Origin of the sequence: Afifella marina DSM 2698, assembly GCF_900102695.1 — a bacterium.
In the GTDB taxonomy this organism is placed as follows: Bacteria; Pseudomonadota; Alphaproteobacteria; order Rhizobiales; family Afifellaceae; genus Afifella; species Afifella marina.
Map to the genome: position 1 here is coordinate 167,535 of NZ_FMVW01000007.1, position 17,069 is coordinate 184,603.

Consider the following 17,069-nt stretch of genomic DNA (forward strand, 5'->3'; position numbering starts at 1 on the left):
CAAGAGATGTCAGAGACAAATCCGGGCCCGCACGACGTCATCGCCTTCTGGCGCGAGGCGGGCCCGGAGAAATGGTTCAAGAAGAGCGGCGCCTTCGATCGCGAGATCGGCGAGCGCTTTGGCGCCCTGCATGAAGCGGCATCGAAGGGTGCGCTCGAGGATTGGGCCGAGACGCCGGACGGCGCTCTCGCCCTCATTCTCGTCCTCGATCAATTCTCCCGCAATCTCTGCCGTGAGCGGCCGGAGGCTTTCGCCAACGACCCGGCGGCGCTTCGCCTTGCCAGGAAAGCGATATCCGAAGGCTACGAGAAGCAGGTCTCGGCAGATGTCGCGAAATTCTTCGCCATGCCCTTCATGCATTCAGAGAGCCTGCCCGAGCAGGACCGTTGCGTCGCGCTCAGCCATCGGCTCGACAAGGCCGGCACGCTTTCCTTTGCCCTGGAGCATCGCGACATCATCCGCCGTTTCGCCCGCTTCCCCCACAGAAACGCCGTGCTTGGCCGGCACACGAGCCCGGCGGAGCGGCGGTTTCTGGAGGGAGGCGGATTTTCCGGCTGAATCGGGGGGCCGATCCTGCGGTGCGTTCTACGAAGTCGAGCGATCTTGTTAGGGATAATTTTACCTAATTCCCTCCGTGCCGCGCGGCGTCTGCTACCTTGGTATAATGGAGATGATGCCCCTCACAAGCGACGCCGGCTGGGTGAAAACCCCGGGCCCTTCCACCGAGCCCACATTCCGTCTTCTCATCGAGAAGCCGGAAGCCTTGAGCGTCCATGCCGACGAGATCGAAAGGCTGGCGAGCGAGAGCCTCGACGCCAATCCGTTCTATCTTCCGGCCTTCCTCGGCCCCGCGATCAAGGCGTTCGGCAACGGAGAGGTCGAGCTCGCTCTTTTCTATGCCGGCACGCGCCTCGTCTTTTTCGCACCGATCCTATGCGCACCATTTCACCGCGGCGCGCTGCGTATGGCTCACATCTGGAGCCACAATTACGGCCCCCTCGGCGTGCCGCTGCTTGATCGCGCGCGCGGCCACGCCGTCGCCCGGGCGCTCTTCGCCGATCTCGCAGACGTTGGCATCGAGCTTCTGATGCTGAACGACACCCCTGCCCTCTGCGACACCTGGATCAGCATGCGGCGCGCGGCCGATAGTCGGGTTCACACGATCTTCCGCGAAGAACGCCCGATCCTCACCGTCGAGCCCGATGCCCTTCAGCAATTCGAAGCTGGCATCTCGTCACAGCGCCGCAAGGACATCGGCCGCCTTCGCCGCCGGCTGGAGGACGTGGGCCCGGTCGAGTTTTCAACGGCGATCGGCCCAGCGCTCCCCGCGGCACTCGACGATTTCCTCGCGCTGGAGGCCGCCGGCTGGAAGGGCCGCCGCGGCACCGCCATCCTCAACCATGCCGGCAGGCGCTTCGCCGAAGATGCAATCCTCGCGCTCGGCGCACGCGATGCTGCCAGAATCGAGCGTATGACGGTCGGCGGCAAGCTCGCGGCCTCGTCGATCACCTTCGTCTCCGGCTCTCTCCTCGTGCCCTGGAAAATCGCTTTCGACGAGAGTTTTTCGCACTTTTCTCCGGGCGTGCAGCTGCTCCTGCGCAACACCCGTCTATGGCTGTCGGACCCGACCATCGCCCGGATCGATCCTCTTTCGAACACCGCAGATGCCAGGCTTCTCACCCATTACTGGCACCATTCGGAGCCTTACGAATCCGCTGTTCTGGAGGTCACTCCCTCCGCCGCACGGGCGCGGCTTGCCCGCTCGGCGGAACATGGGCGCAGGCTCCTCCGCCGGCAGGCACGGGCCGTTCGCGACCGCCTGCAAGAACGCTTCGGCCGCAGCTGACCCGCCTGCCCCGATCTTGCCCGGCAGGTGCGTTCCGCACCACGTCCGGAAGGTTCCCGCAAGACAGGCGCAGCACGCCAAAACAACCTCCGGCAACATTTGCTTCAGGTTTTAGCCGCAATCGTTTCGTCCTCTCAGGAGAATATTACGAATCTCGTGTAACGAGCTGAAAGCGATCTCAGAGGAAACGACGATGGCCAATTACGGAACGACCTTCGACCAGGCGATCATAACCTTCGCGTCGGTGGCGCCCGATTATGGCTTCAACCTCGCCGAGGCTTTTGCGATCTGGGATCCGTGGATGGAGCCCGATTTCGTCCGAGCCGCCAATTTCATGTCCGCGGACATTCAGATCGACCAGGGTCCGATCGACGGCTACGGCGGCACGCTCGGCAATTGTGTGACCTATATGAGCGGCACGACCATCACGAGCGCCGAGATCACCATCGACGAGGCCGATCCGGATCAGGATCACCTGTCGGTGCTCGCCCACGAGATCGGCCACGCCATCGGCCTCGACCACGACGATGATCCCACCTCGATCATGTACCCCTATTCGATGGGCGTGATCACGCTGAACGCTGCAAACATCACCGAGCTGCAGTCCCTCTACGGGCCGGATAGCGGCGACAATTATCTCGTTGGATCCGCCGAAGCCGACAATTTTTCCGGTGGCGGCGGCGCCGACACCATGTTCGGCGGCACGGGAGCGGACAACCTCCGCGGCGCGGACGGCGCCGACCTCATCTTCGGCGGCAAGGGCAATTTCGGCGATTATCTCGATGCCGGCAATGGCAATGACACGGTCTATGGCGGTGACGGGGTCGACACGATCCACGGCGGCAGCGGCAACGATGCGCTCGGCGGCGGCGGCGGGACAGATCGCATCTATGGTGGCGACGGCGCAGATCTTCTCTTCGGCGGCGGCGATACGGCCGCCGACGATCTGAACGGCGAGGTTGGCAACGACGCCCTCTACGCCGGCGCCGGCAACGACACCCTGAACGGCGGCACCGGCAACGACGAATTGGGCGGAGCCTCCGGCAACGACGTGCTCCAGGGCGGCGACGGCAACGACACGCTCTATGGCGCGGCCGGCAACGACACGCTTTACGGTGGCAACGGTGCCGACCTCCTCTTCGGAGGCACGGGTGACGACCAGATCTATCTCGGCACCTCTGACGGCGCCGCAGACATCTATGCCAGCGTCGCAGACAATGGCGACGACACCATCTTCGGCTTCGAGAACGGGATTGACCGGATCGATGTCTCCGACAACGGCTTCGGCAGCTTCTCCGAGCTCGCGATCGCCCAGGACGGCGCCGGCAACGCCACCCTCGATCTCGGTGGCGGAGATGTCCTGACATTGAACAACATCGCCGTCAGCGCTCTCGACGAAAGCGATTTCATCTTTCTGACGCTGACAAGCTGACACTCGGCCCCCCGCCGCCCCCCTCCCGCGCCCACGGCGCATCCTTGCGGGCAACCCGATCTCGACCTCGGCCCCGTGCGCAGCTAAGAGGTGGGCGAGGCAGACAGGGGGTTTTCCGTGTATCTCGGCATCGACATCGGCACGTCGTCCATCAAGGTCATCCTGATGACGGCGGAACAGGACGTTCTCGCTTCCGCCACCGCGCCGCTTGAGGTGATGCGCCCGCAACCTGGATGGTCGGAGCAGGATCCGAACGCCTGGATTGCCGCGCTCGGCGGCGCCATGGACATCTTGAAGCGCGAACGTCCGGCAGAGGTCGCCGCCGTCAAAGGGATCGGCCTCTCCGGTCAGATGCACGGCGCGACCCTGGTCGCCAAGGACGGCGCACCGATCCGCCCCTCGATCTTGTGGAACGACGGGCGCTCCGCAGAGGAAGCCCGCCGGCTCGACGCCGATCCGCGCTTTCATGAGATCACCGGCAACCTCGTCTTTCCGGGCTTCACCGCGCCGAAACTCGCCTGGGTGAAGACGCACGAGCCGGACAACTTTGCTGCGACCGCCAAGGTGCTGCTGCCCAAGGATTTCGTGCGCCTTTATCTGACGGCGGACGCGGCGACCGACATGTCGGACGCCTCCGGCACCTCATGGCTCGATGTCGGCAAGCGCGCCTGGTCGCCGGAGCTCCTGGCGGCAACCGACATGGACGAAAGCCGGATGCCGAAGCTCTACGAGGGCTCGCAGGCGACCGGCACGCTGCGCCCGGCGCTCGCCCGACTTTGGGGCATGGCCGGAGAAGTGGTCGTCGCGGCCGGCGGTGGCGACAATGCCGCGGCCGCCTGTGGCGTGGGCGTCACCCATCCGGGCGCAGCCTTCGTCTCGCTCGGAACCTCGGGCGTCGTCTTCGCCGCAACGGAGGCTTTCGCACCGAATGTGGAAAGCGCCGTTCACGCGTTCTGCCACGCCCTGCCGAACACCTGGCACCAGATGGGCGTCATTCTGTCGGCCGCGGGCTCGCTCGAATGGCTGAGCCGGCTTCTCAAGGAGCCGGTGCCCGATCTCATCGGCCATCTCGGCAACACCCCGGATTACCCGGCGCCCGTCCTCTTCCTGCCTTATCTTTCCGGCGAGCGCACGCCCCACAACGATGCGGCGGCGCGCGGCGTCTTCATTGGGCTGGCGCAGGAAAGCGACCGCGCCACCCTCACCCAGGCGGTGCTGGAAGGCGTTGCCTTCGCACTCGCCGATTGCCAGGCAGCCCTTGCCGCCGCCGGCACCACCATTCCGCGCTATCTCGCCGTCGGGGGCGGCTCGCGCTCCAAGACCTGGCTGACGATCATGGCGAGCGCCCTCAACACACCGATCGGGATTCCCGAAGAGGGCGATTATGGCGCCGCCTTCGGCGCGGCCCGTCTCGGCCTCCTGGCGGCAGAGGGCGGCGATCCCGCCGAGATCCTCACGCATCCGCCGCTCGCCGATACCATCGATCCGGTACCCGCGCTGAGCGAAGCCTACCGCGACAGCTATGAGCGCTGGCGTGCGCTCTATCCGGCCGTCCGCGACGTCATGCGGTAGGCGGCACCGCCGCCTGCGCTGGCCGGTTCGCCCGCAGCTCGGCGAAAACCCGCTCTCGCCTCGGCTCCGGTGGCGTCGCCCGCTTTCCCGCAACCCTTTGATCAAAAAGCGCTCGCGCCCGCTTTTCGGGCGCCTCAAAGTGTTGCGCAAATGAAAAATTTGACCAATTGGTCGAAAATGCGCATTCTTCCCGTGGGAACAGCAATATTCACGGGAGAAAAATGCCGTGAACCAGATTTCGTCAGGCCTGCCGGCAGCAACACCGGTGGACGAACCGGACATTTGTGCCGGCCGCCTAAATGTTGAAGATTACCTGAAGAATTTTTCTGACCTGCACCCGCCACTTTCGCCGCACGAAGCGCTGGTGGAGGCGGATCGTTGCTACTTTTGCTTCGACGCCCCCTGCACCGAGGCCTGCCCGACCTCGATCGATATCCCGCTCTTCATCCGCCAGATTCAGGCGCACAATCCCAAGGGCGCAGCGGAAACCATATTCGAAGAGAATATTCTGGGCGGCATGTGCGCCCGGGTCTGCCCGGTGGAGACTTTGTGCGAGGAAGCCTGCGTCCGCAATCTCGCCGAGGACAAGCCGGTGAAAATCGGCTTCCTGCAGCGCTTTGCGACCGACACGATGATGGCGGCGGGTGAGCATCCCTTTGCGCGCGCGGCCCGAAGCGGCAAGCGCGTCGCCATCGTCGGCGCGGGCCCGGCCGGCCTCTCCTGCGCCCATCGGCTGGCCATGCATGGCCACGACGTCACGATCTTCGAAGCGCGCGAGAAGCCGGGCGGCCTCAACGAATACGGCATCGCCGCCTACAAGACCCCCGACGGCTTTGCCCAGAAGGAGGTCGAATTTCTGCTCAAGATCGGCGGCATCACCATCGAAGCCGGCAAGGCGCTCGGGCATGAGCTCAGCCTCGACGGCTTGAAGGCGGATTACGACGCCGTCTTCCTCGGCCTCGGACTTGCCGGCGTCAACGCGCTCGGCGCCGAAGGCGAAGACGCCTCAGGCTCCGCCGACGCCATCGCCTGGATCGCCGATCTGCGCCAGACGCTCGACCTTTCCACCTTGCCGATCGGCCGCCGCGTCGTCGTCATCGGCGGCGGCATGACGGCGGTCGATGCGGCCGTTCAGTCAAAACTCCTCGGCGCAGAGGAAGTCACGATCGCCTACCGCCGCGGCCCCGACGCGATGAAGGCCTCCGGTTTCGAACAGGAGCTCGCCCAGACGAAGGGCGTCACCATCCGCCATTGGGCCAAGCCGAAACGCCTCATTGCCGAGAACGGTCATCTGACCGGGATCGAGCTCGAGCGCACCCGCGACGAAAACGGTCGTCTCCTCGGCACGGGCGAGACTTTCGTGCTCGCCGCCGACCAGGTCTTCAAGGCGATCGGCCAGACGTTTCTTCCCGCCTCGCTCGACGGCGCGTCCGAAGCCATCACGCTCGATGGCGGCCGCATTCAGGTCGACGAGGAACGCCGCACCTCGGTTGCCGGCATCTGGGCCGGTGGCGACTGCATTTTGGGCGGCGAAGATCTCACCGTGGCGGCCGTCGAAGACGGCAAGGTCGCGGCCGAGAGCATCCACCGCGCATTGATGGGGTGAGTGTCATGCCGAGCCTCTCAAACAGCCTCGCCCCTCGGATCGGGGCACTATCAGTCGCAACAGGCTCCACTCCTCTCCCCATTGGGGAGAGGTGGCCGCGCGCCAACGGCGCGAGGTCGGTGAGGGGGCGGCGTCTCAGCCGGTCGCAGGAAGAGCTGAATGGGGAAAGGCAGCCCCCCTCACCGCCCGAGGACGGTGTATCCGCCCTCCGGCTGCGGCAGAAGAAGGACAGTATATCTCCGCTCGTCCGCCATACTGAACACAACCTCCCGCTCTGGTGCGGCCGCCTCGAATTTATCTCGTCTCGCCGAAACTCCCAAGCCTGAGAGGTTCTTCTCATGGTCAGTCTCGCTTCGAACTTCCTCGGCATCAAATCGCCGAACCCGTTCTGGCTCGCCTCCGCGCCGCCGACGGACAAGGAATACAACGTGGTCCGCGCCTTCCGCGAAGGCTGGGGCGGCGTCGTGTGGAAGACGCTCGGCGAGGACCCGCATATCGTCAACGTAAACGGCCCGCGCTACGGCGCCATTCACGGGCCCGACCGGCGGCTTCTGGGTCTCAACAACATCGAACTGATCACCGACCGGCCCCTGGAGGTGAACCTTCGCGAGATCAAACAGGTGAAGCGCGACTGGCCCGACCGCGCCGTCGTCGTCTCGCTCATGGTGCCCTGCGAAGAACAGAACTGGGTCAACATCCTGCGCCGCGTGGAAGAAACCGGCGCCGACGGGATCGAGCTCAATTTCGGCTGCCCGCATGGCATGTCGGAGCGCGGCATGGGTTCCGCCGTCGGCCAGGTGCCGGAATACATCGAGATGGTCGCCCGCTGGTGCAAGGCGAATACACGCATGCCCGTCATCGTCAAGCTGACGCCGAACATCACCGACATTCGCTACCCGGCAAGGGCGGCAAAGAAGGGCGGGGCCGACGCCGTCTCCCTGATCAACACCATCTCTTCCATCACCGGCGTCGATCTCGATCTCTTCGCCCCGGAACCGACGATCGACGGCAAGGGCTCGCATGGCGGCTATTGCGGTCCCGCGGTGAAGCCGATCGCCCTCAACATGGTGGCCGAGATCGCCCGCGACCCGGAAACCCGCAATTTGCCGATCTCCGGCATCGGCGGCATCACGACGTGGAAGGACGCGGCGGAGTTCATGGCGCTCGGCGCCGGCAACGTCCAGGTCTGCACCGCGGCGATGACCTACGGCTTCAAGATCGTCCGCGAGATGGTGGAAGGTCTTGAACGCTGGATGTCCGAGAAGGGTTTTGAGACCCTCGACGACTTCATCGGCCGCGCCGTGCCGAACGTCACCGACTGGCAGTATCTGAACCTCAACTATGTCACCAAAGCGCGCATCGATCAGGAGCTCTGCGTCAAATGCGGGCGCTGCCACATCGCCTGCGAGGACACCTCGCACCAGGCGATCACCCACATGGTAGATGGCAAACGCCATTTCGAGGTGATCGACGCCGAATGTGTCGGCTGCAATCTCTGCGTCAATGTCTGCCCGGTCGAGAACTGCATCACCATGGAGCAGATCGCCGATTACGATCCGCGCACCAAGAAGCCGATCCCGGCGGAATACGGCAACTGGACGCGCCATCCCAACAACCCGATGGGAACACCCGACGCCGAGATCGAGAAGATCGTCCCGGACGCGGCGGAGTAGGGTGATCCCTCTCCGCCGGCCGTGCGTCACCTCGCGCTGGCGATGGCCGACGAGCCGTCGGTGCTGTCTTCATCCCACCAGGCCAGGAGGCTCGCTCTCGCCTCCCCGAGGGTGTTCTGGACGGCGATGAGGTGCCACCAGGCCGTGTTCGGCGTCCGTCGGACATAGTTGACGTCGCCAGCCTCGATGCAACGGTCGTAGAGCTTGAATCCGAAGAACATGTCCCGGCCGTCGAGGATGGTATTGAAGGTGGCGCTCAGATTGCCTTCGACCTGTTCGGCCAGCTGCCGCTTGATATCGTCAGAGATCTTCTCTTCGGCGTCCGACGCACCGAGTTCCCCGCCGTTTTCTCCGCGCAACTCGATTCTGCCGTTGGCCATCAAAGATTTGTAACTTTGCGACACGCACAGCCCGTCTTGCTGCGCCCGCCGGATCGCCTGCGCGCAGAACTCGTTCTGGCTGAGCTTCCTAAATATTTCGATCCGCGAGGTGTCGTCGAGTTCGTACATCCGGACATTGGAGATCTTGACGGAGACTTCCCTGGCGCCGCTGGCGCTTAGATCCGGAACGAAACCTCCGAGCAGATTGAACGATCCTCCACTAGAGGAGGCGAAGGAAGCGACCTCGACCACGTCGGGAAGCCGGCTCAGTCTGCTGCGGTCGTCAATGTCCGCGGCACTGCAGACGATCCTCTCGATGCCGCCGTCGTAGCGCACCACATAGAGCGATCCGGGACCGTAGATGCTGCTCGGCGGCACCATCGGATCGACCCGAAAGTTCTTTCGGATGACGGCCTCGAAGCCCGCCCCGTGGACCAGCTGAAGCGCGGTCGCTCCTCCACCACCCAGGGCCGGGACACCGATGGCGAGCATGACGGCACGACGGTTCATGGCAACAGCCCGCCGTTGTTATTTCGGGACGCAGAAGCCATTCACGAGCTTGGCGTTGTCGGGACACGCCAAGACCACAGAAGATCCCCACAAGAGGACGGTCAGACCGAGCGAAAAGGCAGCAAATCGATTCAACATCGATATACTCTCCTCCACAAATACAATCGCCACACAACTTAAAGTGTATAGCATTTCTAAGCTGGATTCAACCGCGCAAGTAGATCAACCCACCTCTACGTGATAGGCACCATCTATTCCGCACCATGCCGCGCCGGCGCGACGTGTGCCTCACGACCGGGAGAAATCAACGGGAAGAAAAGTCCGACAGGCCTTGTTCCCCGCCTCCGCCCCTATTCCGCCCCGCTTGCCGGCACGATCAACCCCTCGGGCACCAGCACCTTGTCGATGACGTCGATCAGGCCGTTGCTGGCCGCGATATCGGCCTTGCGGATCCGCGCCTCGCCGACCATCAGCTGATCGCCGATCGAGGTCACGGTCAGCTTCGAACCATCGAGCGTTTCGACCTCCGTCTCGCCGTCGAAGGATTTCGTCGGCAGCGCGGCCTCCACGATATGGTGGCGCAAGAGAGCGGCGAGCGTCTCCTTGCTGTCCGGCTTCTTCAGCATTTCTTCGAGCTCGCTCGGCAATTGCTCGAAGGCGACATTGTCCGGCGCGAGCAGGGTCAGCGGCTCATCGCCCTGCAGCGTTTCCTTGAGGCCCGCCGTCTCGATGGCTTCCGCCAAAGAGGAAAGTTCCGGCCGGGTCTCGATCGCGCCCCACAGATTCGCCTCGGCGGCAAGCGCCGGCGCACTTTGAAGCCCAAGGCCGACAACAGCGGCGGCGGCCAGAATTTTGAGATGATTGCGCACGATATCCTCCCTCGTTGCGGGATCAACGGCGCGGGCCGGAACCCGTTCGATCGGCGCAGTCATATTTGCGCGAGCCGGCTTTCTGACGACGACAAGGAGGCGGAGGTGAGGCCTGCCGATCAGTGCTGCCCGATCAGCGTGGCAGGAGGCCCTCGAGAACCACCCGCCGTATGGTCTCGGACGCGTGTTTAAACCGCCCCTCGTCGTCGGAGGCGAGCACCGCCCTCACCTGCACATCGAAATCGGCATAATGCTGGGTCGTTGCCCAGATCATGAAGATGAGATGGCGCGGATCGACCGGACGGAGGCGGCCGGCCGCGATCCAATCGGCAATGATGCGCGATTTTTCATCGACGATCGCCTTCAAGGGCCCGTGGAGGAATTCCGTGATGGCGCCCCCGCCTTGCAGGATCTCGCTCGCAAAGAGCCGAGACGCCGCCGGATTGTCCCGCGACATGGCGATCTTCGCGTCGATATAGCGTGACAGCTCGTCCGCCGGGTCGCCATCGGCCTTCATCGCGGCAAGCGGTGCGAGCCATTGCGCCAGCGTCTCTTCCAGCACCGCCACGTAAAGGCTCTTCTTGCGCGGAAAGTAATAAAGAAGATTGGGCTTCGACATGCCCGCCTTTTCGGCGATCTCGTCGAGCGTGGCACCGCGATAACCATAGGCGGAAAAGACGGAAAGCGCTGCCTGCAGAATGGCTTCGCGATTGACGGTCTGAATGCGCGTTCTCTTCCTCTTGGAGATGGCCTCATCCAGCATCTTTGCCCCGCCCGGACCGATGCCTACTTGCTAGGCAGTCAGTCCAGCTTTTCGCCTTGACCGTAAATTAAGCCCCACCTAGCGTGAGATTTGACCATTTAGTCAAGTTTTCTGCCCCGCATGGCAGAAACCACAGGGGGGAATGCTGTGGACTCCAATCTGCGGATCAATGCCGACAGGCTGTGGAATTCCATCCACGAAATGGCCGAGATCGGACCGGGCCTGCGCGGTGGCAACAACCGCCAGACCTTGACCGATGACGACGCCGAAGGCCGTCGCCTGTTCCAGAAATGGTGCGACGAGGCCGGGCTCACGATGGGCATCGACGAGATGGGCACGATGTTCGCCCGTCGCGAAGGCACGGACCCGGACGCCCTGCCCGTCTATGTCGGCTCCCATCTCGATACGCAGCCGACCGGCGGCCGCTATGACGGCGTTTTAGGCGTGCTCGGCGCGCTTGAGGCCGTGCGTTCGCTCAACGACCTCAACATCAAGACGAAGCACCCGATCGTCGTCGTCAACTGGACGAACGAGGAAGGTGCGCGCTTCGCCCCGGCGATGCTCGCCTCCGGCGTTTTCGCCGGCGTGCACACGCTCGATTACGCCTATGGCCGCAAGGATCTCGAAGGCAAGACCTTCGGCGAGGAACTCGCCCGCATCGGCTGGAAGGGCGACGAAAAAGTCGGCGCGCGCAAGATGCACGCTTATTACGAATTGCATATCGAGCAGGGCCCGATCCTCGAAGCCGAGAAGAAGGAAATCGGCGTCGTCACCCATTGCCAGGGTCTCTGGTGGCTCGAATTCACGCTGACCGGCAAGGAGGCCCATACCGGCTCCACGCCGATGGCCATGCGCGTCAATGCCGGCCTCGCCATGGCCCGCATCTTTGAGATGGTGCAGAAGGTGGCGATGGACGCACAGCCGAACGCCGTCGGCGGCGTCGGCCAGGTGACGTTCCAGCCGAACTCGCGCAACGTTTTGCCCGGCAAGGTCGTCTTCACCGTCGATATCCGCACCGTCGATCAGGAGAAACTCGACGGCATGCGCGCCCGCATCGAGAAGGAAGCGGCCGAAATTTGCGCCGAGATCGGCGTCGGCTGCGAGGTGGAGGCGGTCGGCCATTTCGATCCGGTCACCTTCACGCCCGAGCTCGTCGCCACCGTGCGCAAGGCCGCCGGAACCCTCGGTTACTCTCATATGGACATCGTGTCGGGCGCCGGCCACGACGCCTGCTGGGCGGCAAAAGTCGCCCCCGCCACCATGGTCATGTGCCCTTGCGTCGACGGCCTGTCGCACAATGAAGACGAAGACATTTCCAAGGAATGGGCAGAGGCCGGCGCCAATGTCCTCTTCCACGCAGTGGTCGAAACCGCGGAGATTGTGAGCTGAGCGGCACTGCCCTAATGTCTGGCAAGACCAACGAGCCGGGTCATCTCGCAAAATGGCGACTGAGAACCTCATCCTGGAGCATCTGCGGGCGATCCGCGCGACCCTCGACCGTCACGGCGATGAACTGCGGGAAATCAAAAGCCGGCTCGGCATTCTCGAACAACAATATGCAAGTTTATCCGTTCGCATCGACCGGATCGACGAGCGCGTGGCACGCATCGAGCGGCGGCTCGACCTGCAGGAAGCCTGACCTGCATCGCCCTCGACAGCAAAACCACGACCGCTCGCAAATCAGTGCCCGGCTCGAGCCTGCGGACGATAGAAAAAGCGATGCCCACCTTCTGACGGGAGCAAGAGCGCCATGACCAAGATCATCAAGGGCGGAACGGTCGTCACAGCTGACCGCACCTACAAGGCCGACGTCTTCATCCAGCACGACAAGATCGTGGCCGTCGGTCCCGACCTCAACCACGACGCCGATCACGTGATCGATGCGACCGGCTGCTACGTGATGCCAGGCGGTATCGACCCGCACACCCATATGGAAATGCCCTTCATGGGCACGCATTCGACCGACGATTTCGATTCCGGCACGGCCGCGGCGCTTGCCGGCGGCACCACGATGACGGTCGATTTCTGCCTGCCGGCGCCGAACCAGGGCCTGATCGACGCGCTCCAGCAATGGTACCAGAAGGCCGGCAAGGCGCGCACCGACTATTCCTTCCACATGGCCATCACCTGGTGGGACAAGCAGGTCTTCGACGAGATGCCGAAGGTCGTCGAACAGGGCATCAACACCTTCAAGCATTTCATGGCCTATAAGGGCTCCTTGATGGTGAACGACGACGAGATGTTCGCTTCCTTCTCCCGCTGCGCGGAGATCGGGGCGATGCCGCTCGTCCATGCCGAAAACGGCGATGTCGTCGCCTTCCTGCAGCAAAAGCTCCTCGCCGAAGGCAACAACGGTCCGGAAGCGCACGGCTTTTCACGCCCGCCGGAAGTCGAGGGCGAGGCCGCCAACCGCGCCATCATGATCGCCGATCAGGCGGGCGTGCCGCTTTATGTGGTGCATGTCTCCTGCGAGCAGACGCATGAGGCGATCCGCCGGGCGCGCCAGAAGGGCATGCGCGTCTTCGGCGAGCCGCTCATCCAGCATCTTCTCCTCGACGAGAACGAATACCTGAACGACGATTGGGATTATGCCGCCCGCCGGGTGATGTCGCCGCCCTTCCGCAGCAAGGATCATCAGAACTCGCTTTGGGCGGGGCTTGCCGCGGGTTCTCTCCAGGTCGTCGCCACCGACCATTGCGCCTTCACGACCGAGCAGAAGCGCATGGGCCTCGGAGACTTCACCAAGATCCCGAACGGCACCGGCGGCATCGAGGAGCGTCTGCCGCTTCTGTGGACCTATGGCGTTCGGACGGGCCGGCTGACGATGAACGAATTCGTCGCCGCCACCTCTACCAACATCGCCAAGATCCTCAACATCTATCCGCGGAAGGGCGCGATCGTCGAAGGGGCTGACGCCGACATCATCATCTGGGATCCCGAGGCGACGAAGACGATCACCGCGGGGAGCCAGAAATCGGCGATCGACTACACGGTCTTCGAGGGCATGCCCGTGCATGGCCTGCCGAGAATGACCCTGTCGCGCGGCCGCGTCGCCTATGAGGAGGGCGAGGTGAAGGCCGACACCGGCGACGGTCGCTTCGTGGAGCGCCCGGCCAATCCGCCGGTTGCGAAGGCTCTGTCGACGTGGAAGGAGCTCACCGCGCCGCGCCGCGTGGAACGCGCGGGCATCCCGGCAGGTGTTTGAGGAGCCACATGCGCCACGCCTCTTTCATCCCATCAACGCATTCGGGAGCCTAGAGGCCCATGGTCGAAGCTGAAACCGCGGCCTCACCGGCCGCATCCGCCGCGCCTCCCAAAGCGGCGCCCGCCAAACCGGCGCATACCGGCGCGGTCATCGCCGCCTCCGATCTGTCGCTGACCTTTCAGACGGCCGACGGCCCGGTCCAAGCGCTTGCCGATATCGACCTTGCGATCCATCGCGGCGAATTCGTCTCGCTGATCGGCCCGTCCGGTTGCGGCAAGACCACCTTGCTGCGTGTCATCGCCGATCTCGAACAGCCGACATCGGGCGAGATCAGCGTCAACGGCGTCTCGCCCGATGCGGCGCGCCGCGAGCGCTCCTACGGCTATGTCTTTCAGTCCGCGGCGCTCTATCCCTGGCGCACCATCGCCAAGAACGTCGCTTTGCCGCTCGAAATCATGGGTCTGCCGAAGGCCGAACAGCAGAAGCGGGTCAAAAAGAACCTCGAGCTCGTCAACCTGTCGGGATTTGAGCGCAAATTTCCCTGGCAGCTTTCCGGCGGCATGCAGCAGCGCGCCTCCATCGCCCGCGCCCTCGCCGTGGAGCCGGACCTTCTTTTGATGGACGAGCCGTTTGGCGCGCTCGACGAGATCGTCCGCGATCACCTCAACGAGCAGCTCCTGCAGCTCTGGGCCAAGACCAACAAGACCATCGTCTTCGTCACCCACTCGATCCCCGAAGCGGTGTTTCTGTCCTCGAAGATCGTCGTCATGTCGCCGCGCCCGGGCCGCATCTACGACGTCATCGATTGCGGCCTCCCCCGCGACCGCGGCCTCGACATCCGCGAGACGCCGGAATTCCTGGCAATCGCCCACCGCGTCCGCGAAGGCCTCCGCGCCGGCCATTCCTATGAGGATTGAGATGCGGGCCCGCGACTTTGCTCTCGATCCGACCCCAGCGTTTGTGCCGTCAAAAGCCGGCCCGGAATCCCGGGGCGCCGGGGACGCTTTTGGCGTCCCCCTCCCCCTTGTGGGGAGGGGACAGGGGTGGGGGTCGAACGAAGGCCTGAAGGCGGCCGCTTGTCCGTCCGAGTCCCCAGTCAAAGGGGCGCACCTATGAGTGAGATCGCGGAGCCCGGCGGCGGGGTCGGTTATGCGCCGCGAGTGTGGGTTCAGCGCATCTTCGCTGGCCAGACGGGCCCCGTCCTCGTCGTCGTCGCCGCCCTCATTCTCATCTGGTATGCGGGCGCGATTTATCTCAACGCCCCGCAGCAGATCGACCGCGACCGCCGCGCCGGCATCGAGCGCAATTTCATCGACTTCGCCGCCGCCACCTACGCCCAGGAGCGCCCGGTCCTGCCGGCCCCGCATCAGGTGGCCGCGGAAATCTGGAAGACGACCGTCGAGGTGAAGCCGACCTCGAAGCGCAGCCTCATCTATCACGGCTGGGTGACGCTCTCCTCCACGCTGACGGGCTTCGGCATCGGCACGCTTTTGGGCATCGTGCTTGCGATCGGCATCGTCTCCTCGCGCACGCTCGACAAGAGCCTGATGCCCTGGATCATCACCTCGCAGACGATCCCGATCCTGGCGATCGCGCCGATGATCGTCGTCGTTCTCGGCTCGCTCAACGTAGCGCCGATCTGGGCGAAGGGCACCGTCTCCGCCTATCTCGCCTTCTTTCCGGTCGCCGTCGGCATGGTGAAGGGGCTGAGATCGCCCGACCCGATGCTGCTCGATCTGATGCGCACCTATTCGGCAAGCCCGACCCAGACGATGTGGAAGCTGCGCCTGCCGGCCGCGATGCCCTTCCTGTTTGCAAGCCTCAAAGTCGCGATCGCCATCTCGCTCGTCGGTGCGATCGTCGGCGAAATGCCGACCGGCGCCCGCGCCGGGCTTGGCGCCCGTCTCTTGTCGGGTTCCTATTACGGCCAGACGGTGCAGATCTGGTCGGCCCTGCTGGTGGCCGCATTCATGGCGGCGATCCTCGTCACCATCGTCGGAATGGCCGATCGCATGGTGCTGCGCCGCATGGGGGTGAAGGCGTGAGCGCGGCACATATCACCGCCGAGCGGCCGCAGAGCCAGGGCGCCTTCCTGCTCACCGTTCTGGCGGCGATCTTTGCCATCGTCGCGTTGCCTCTGCCTATTTCCGAAGGTGGCTCGCGGGTTGGGGGCTCCTCGCTCCTGCTTGCCTCCCTCCTCCTCGTCGTCCCGACGACGGGTTGGCCGCGCATCGTGGGCTTGCGCCTTCTTCTCAATGCCGTCATCGCGACCGCCGCCTTCGGCCTTCTCCTGGCGCTCCTGTCGGCCGTGGAAGGGCGGGCGGGCCTCGGTTACTGGGCGGTGTTGACGGCGACCGCCTTTCTCACCGTCCAGGTGATGCGTGATCTCGCACGCCTGACGGAGGGCCGGCCGACGCCTCTGCGGCGCGCCTTCTCGCTCGCCGTACCCGTCGTCTTCGGACTGTGGCTCCTGATCTTGTGGGAATGCCTGGTGCGCGGCTTCGGGGTGCCGCCGGTACTCCTGCCGCCGCCGAGCGCCATTGCCGTCACCTTTGCCTCATCGCTTCCCACGCTCTGGGCCGATTTCAGGCAGACCTTTTTGAAGGCCGTCATTGCCGGCTATGCGATGGGCTGCGGTGCGGGCTTTCTGCTTGCCCTTCTCGTCGACCGCGTGCCCTTCTTGAAGCGCGGGCTCCTGCCCGTCGGCAACCTCGTCTCAGCACTTCCGATCGTCGGCATCGCCCCGATCATGGTCATGTGGTTCGGCTTCGACTGGCCGTCGAAGGCGGCCGTCGTCGTCGTCATGACCTTCTTTCCGATGCTGGTGAACACGGTCTCGGGCCTCAATGCCGCCGGCGCCATGGAACGCGACCTCATGCGCACCTATGCGGCGACCCACACCCAATCGCTCATCAAGCTGCGCCTGCCGGCGGCGCTGCCCTTCATCTTCAACGCCCTCAAGATCAACTCCACCCTCGCCCTGATTGGCGCGATTGTTGCAGAGTTCTTCGGCACGCCGATCGTCGGCATGGGGTTCCGGATTTCGACCGAAGTCGGGCGCATGAACATCGACATGGTCTGGGCGGAAATCACCGTCGCGGCCATTGCAGGCTCGCTCTTCTACGGCCTCGTCGCCCTGATCGAGCGCACCCTGACATTCTGGCATCCGTCCTACCGACATTAGGGCGGCGCCCCAATAAAAGAGGGAGAATG

The 17,069-nt window shown here is 64.2% G+C and carries 15 protein-coding genes; 12 read left to right on the top strand and 3 right to left on the bottom strand.

All coding sequences use genetic code 11. The features are described 5' to 3' along the window. Positions 1-6: 6 nt before the first annotated feature. The 6 genes from BLP76_RS14525 to preA all read left to right on the top strand — a co-directional run bounded on the left by BLP76_RS14525 (position 7) and on the right by preA (position 8,129). Positions 7-558 (top strand): DUF924 family protein, encoded by a 552-nt coding sequence (locus BLP76_RS14525; protein ID WP_092814788.1) that lies wholly within the window; start codon positions 7-9, stop codon positions 556-558. 115 nt (positions 559-673) lie between these two features. Further along, on the top strand, positions 674-1,846 hold the full coding sequence (locus BLP76_RS14530; protein WP_171904411.1) for a GNAT family N-acetyltransferase: 1,173 nt from the start codon (positions 674-676) through the stop codon (positions 1,844-1,846). Between the two features lie 193 nt (positions 1,847-2,039). Continuing rightward, positions 2,040-3,278: a matrixin family metalloprotease gene (locus BLP76_RS14535; RefSeq protein ID WP_092814794.1), complete on the top strand. Its 1,239-nt coding sequence runs from the start codon at positions 2,040-2,042 to the stop codon at positions 3,276-3,278. A 117-nt stretch (positions 3,279-3,395) separates the two neighbouring features. Further along, a complete protein-coding gene (xylB, locus tag BLP76_RS14540) occupies positions 3,396-4,850 on the top strand; it encodes a xylulokinase (protein WP_092814797.1) in 1,455 nt (484 codons plus the stop codon). A gap of 226 nt (positions 4,851-5,076) precedes the next feature. Next, the gene (locus BLP76_RS14545) at positions 5,077-6,456 is read left to right on the top strand and encodes an NAD(P)-dependent oxidoreductase (protein ID WP_244514596.1); all 1,380 of its coding nucleotides are present in this window, start codon (positions 5,077-5,079) and stop codon (positions 6,454-6,456) included. Between the two features lie 338 nt (positions 6,457-6,794). Further along, entirely contained in the window at positions 6,795-8,129 is a 1,335-nt protein-coding gene (gene preA / locus BLP76_RS14550; protein WP_092814800.1) for an NAD-dependent dihydropyrimidine dehydrogenase subunit PreA, read from the top strand. A gap of 26 nt (positions 8,130-8,155) precedes the next feature. Here the strand turns inward: preA and BLP76_RS14555 are convergent, their stop codons facing one another. From BLP76_RS14555 to rutR, 3 genes are all read right to left on the bottom strand, one after another. Further along, positions 8,156-9,001 carry a hypothetical protein gene (locus BLP76_RS14555; protein WP_139163755.1) on the bottom strand — a complete coding sequence of 282 codons (846 nt, stop codon included), beginning with the start codon at positions 8,999-9,001 and terminating at the stop codon, positions 8,156-8,158. 368 nt (positions 9,002-9,369) lie between these two features. Continuing rightward, complete coding sequence (locus BLP76_RS14560; protein WP_170130567.1) at positions 9,370-9,888, bottom strand: fasciclin domain-containing protein; 519 nt, start codon at positions 9,886-9,888, stop codon at positions 9,370-9,372. 133 nt (positions 9,889-10,021) lie between these two features. Beyond that, entirely contained in the window at positions 10,022-10,651 is a 630-nt protein-coding gene (gene rutR, locus BLP76_RS14565; protein WP_092814810.1) for an HTH-type transcriptional regulator RutR, read from the bottom strand. 120 nt (positions 10,652-10,771) lie between these two features. On the opposite strand from rutR, the gene BLP76_RS14570 reads away from it, so the two are divergent. The 6 genes from BLP76_RS14570 to BLP76_RS14595 all read left to right on the top strand — a co-directional run bounded on the left by BLP76_RS14570 (position 10,772) and on the right by BLP76_RS14595 (position 17,040). After that, positions 10,772-12,040, top strand: a complete 1,269-nt coding sequence (locus BLP76_RS14570; RefSeq protein ID WP_092814812.1) for a Zn-dependent hydrolase — start codon at positions 10,772-10,774, stop codon at positions 12,038-12,040. Between the two features lie 52 nt (positions 12,041-12,092). Then, positions 12,093-12,290 carry a hypothetical protein gene (locus tag BLP76_RS14575; RefSeq protein WP_092814815.1) on the top strand — a complete coding sequence of 66 codons (198 nt, stop codon included), beginning with the start codon at positions 12,093-12,095 and terminating at the stop codon, positions 12,288-12,290. A gap of 111 nt (positions 12,291-12,401) precedes the next feature. Continuing rightward, the gene (gene hydA, locus BLP76_RS14580; protein WP_092814818.1) at positions 12,402-13,856 is read left to right on the top strand and encodes a dihydropyrimidinase; all 1,455 of its coding nucleotides are present in this window, start codon (positions 12,402-12,404) and stop codon (positions 13,854-13,856) included. 59 nt (positions 13,857-13,915) lie between these two features. Further along, complete coding sequence (locus BLP76_RS14585; RefSeq protein ID WP_092814822.1) at positions 13,916-14,773, top strand: ABC transporter ATP-binding protein; 858 nt, start codon at positions 13,916-13,918, stop codon at positions 14,771-14,773. Between the two features lie 195 nt (positions 14,774-14,968). After that, positions 14,969-15,901 (top strand): ABC transporter permease, encoded by a 933-nt coding sequence (locus BLP76_RS14590; RefSeq protein WP_092814826.1) that lies wholly within the window; start codon positions 14,969-14,971, stop codon positions 15,899-15,901. Next, on the top strand, positions 15,898-17,040 hold the full coding sequence (locus BLP76_RS14595) for an ABC transporter permease (protein WP_244514597.1): 1,143 nt from the start codon (positions 15,898-15,900) through the stop codon (positions 17,038-17,040). Before BLP76_RS14590 ends, BLP76_RS14595 begins: the two co-directional genes overlap by 4 nt. Positions 17,041-17,069: the final 29 nt, after the last annotated feature.

What these genes read in the sequence shown, in the direction of transcription:
- BLP76_RS14525 (WP_092814788.1), top strand. Translation starts at nt 7, where the DNA reads ATGTCAGAGACAAATCCGGGCCCGCACGACGTCATCGCCTTCTGGCGC.
- BLP76_RS14530 (WP_171904411.1), top strand. Translation starts at nt 674, where the DNA reads ATGCCCCTCACAAGCGACGCCGGCTGGGTGAAAACCCCGGGCCCTTCC.
- BLP76_RS14535 (WP_092814794.1), top strand. Translation starts at nt 2,040, where the DNA reads ATGGCCAATTACGGAACGACCTTCGACCAGGCGATCATAACCTTCGCG.
- preA (WP_092814800.1), top strand. Translation starts at nt 6,795, where the DNA reads ATGGTCAGTCTCGCTTCGAACTTCCTCGGCATCAAATCGCCGAACCCG.
- BLP76_RS14555 (WP_139163755.1), bottom strand. Translation starts at nt 9,001, where the DNA reads ATGCTCGCCATCGGTGTCCCGGCCCTGGGTGGTGGAGGAGCGACCGCG.
- rutR (WP_092814810.1), bottom strand. Translation starts at nt 10,651, where the DNA reads ATGCTGGATGAGGCCATCTCCAAGAGGAAGAGAACGCGCATTCAGACC.
- BLP76_RS14570 (WP_092814812.1), top strand. Translation starts at nt 10,772, where the DNA reads ATGGCAGAAACCACAGGGGGGAATGCTGTGGACTCCAATCTGCGGATC.
- BLP76_RS14575 (WP_092814815.1), top strand. Translation starts at nt 12,093, where the DNA reads ATGGCGACTGAGAACCTCATCCTGGAGCATCTGCGGGCGATCCGCGCG.
- hydA (WP_092814818.1), top strand. Translation starts at nt 12,402, where the DNA reads ATGACCAAGATCATCAAGGGCGGAACGGTCGTCACAGCTGACCGCACC.
- BLP76_RS14585 (WP_092814822.1), top strand. Translation starts at nt 13,916, where the DNA reads ATGGTCGAAGCTGAAACCGCGGCCTCACCGGCCGCATCCGCCGCGCCT.
- BLP76_RS14590 (WP_092814826.1), top strand. Translation starts at nt 14,969, where the DNA reads ATGAGTGAGATCGCGGAGCCCGGCGGCGGGGTCGGTTATGCGCCGCGA.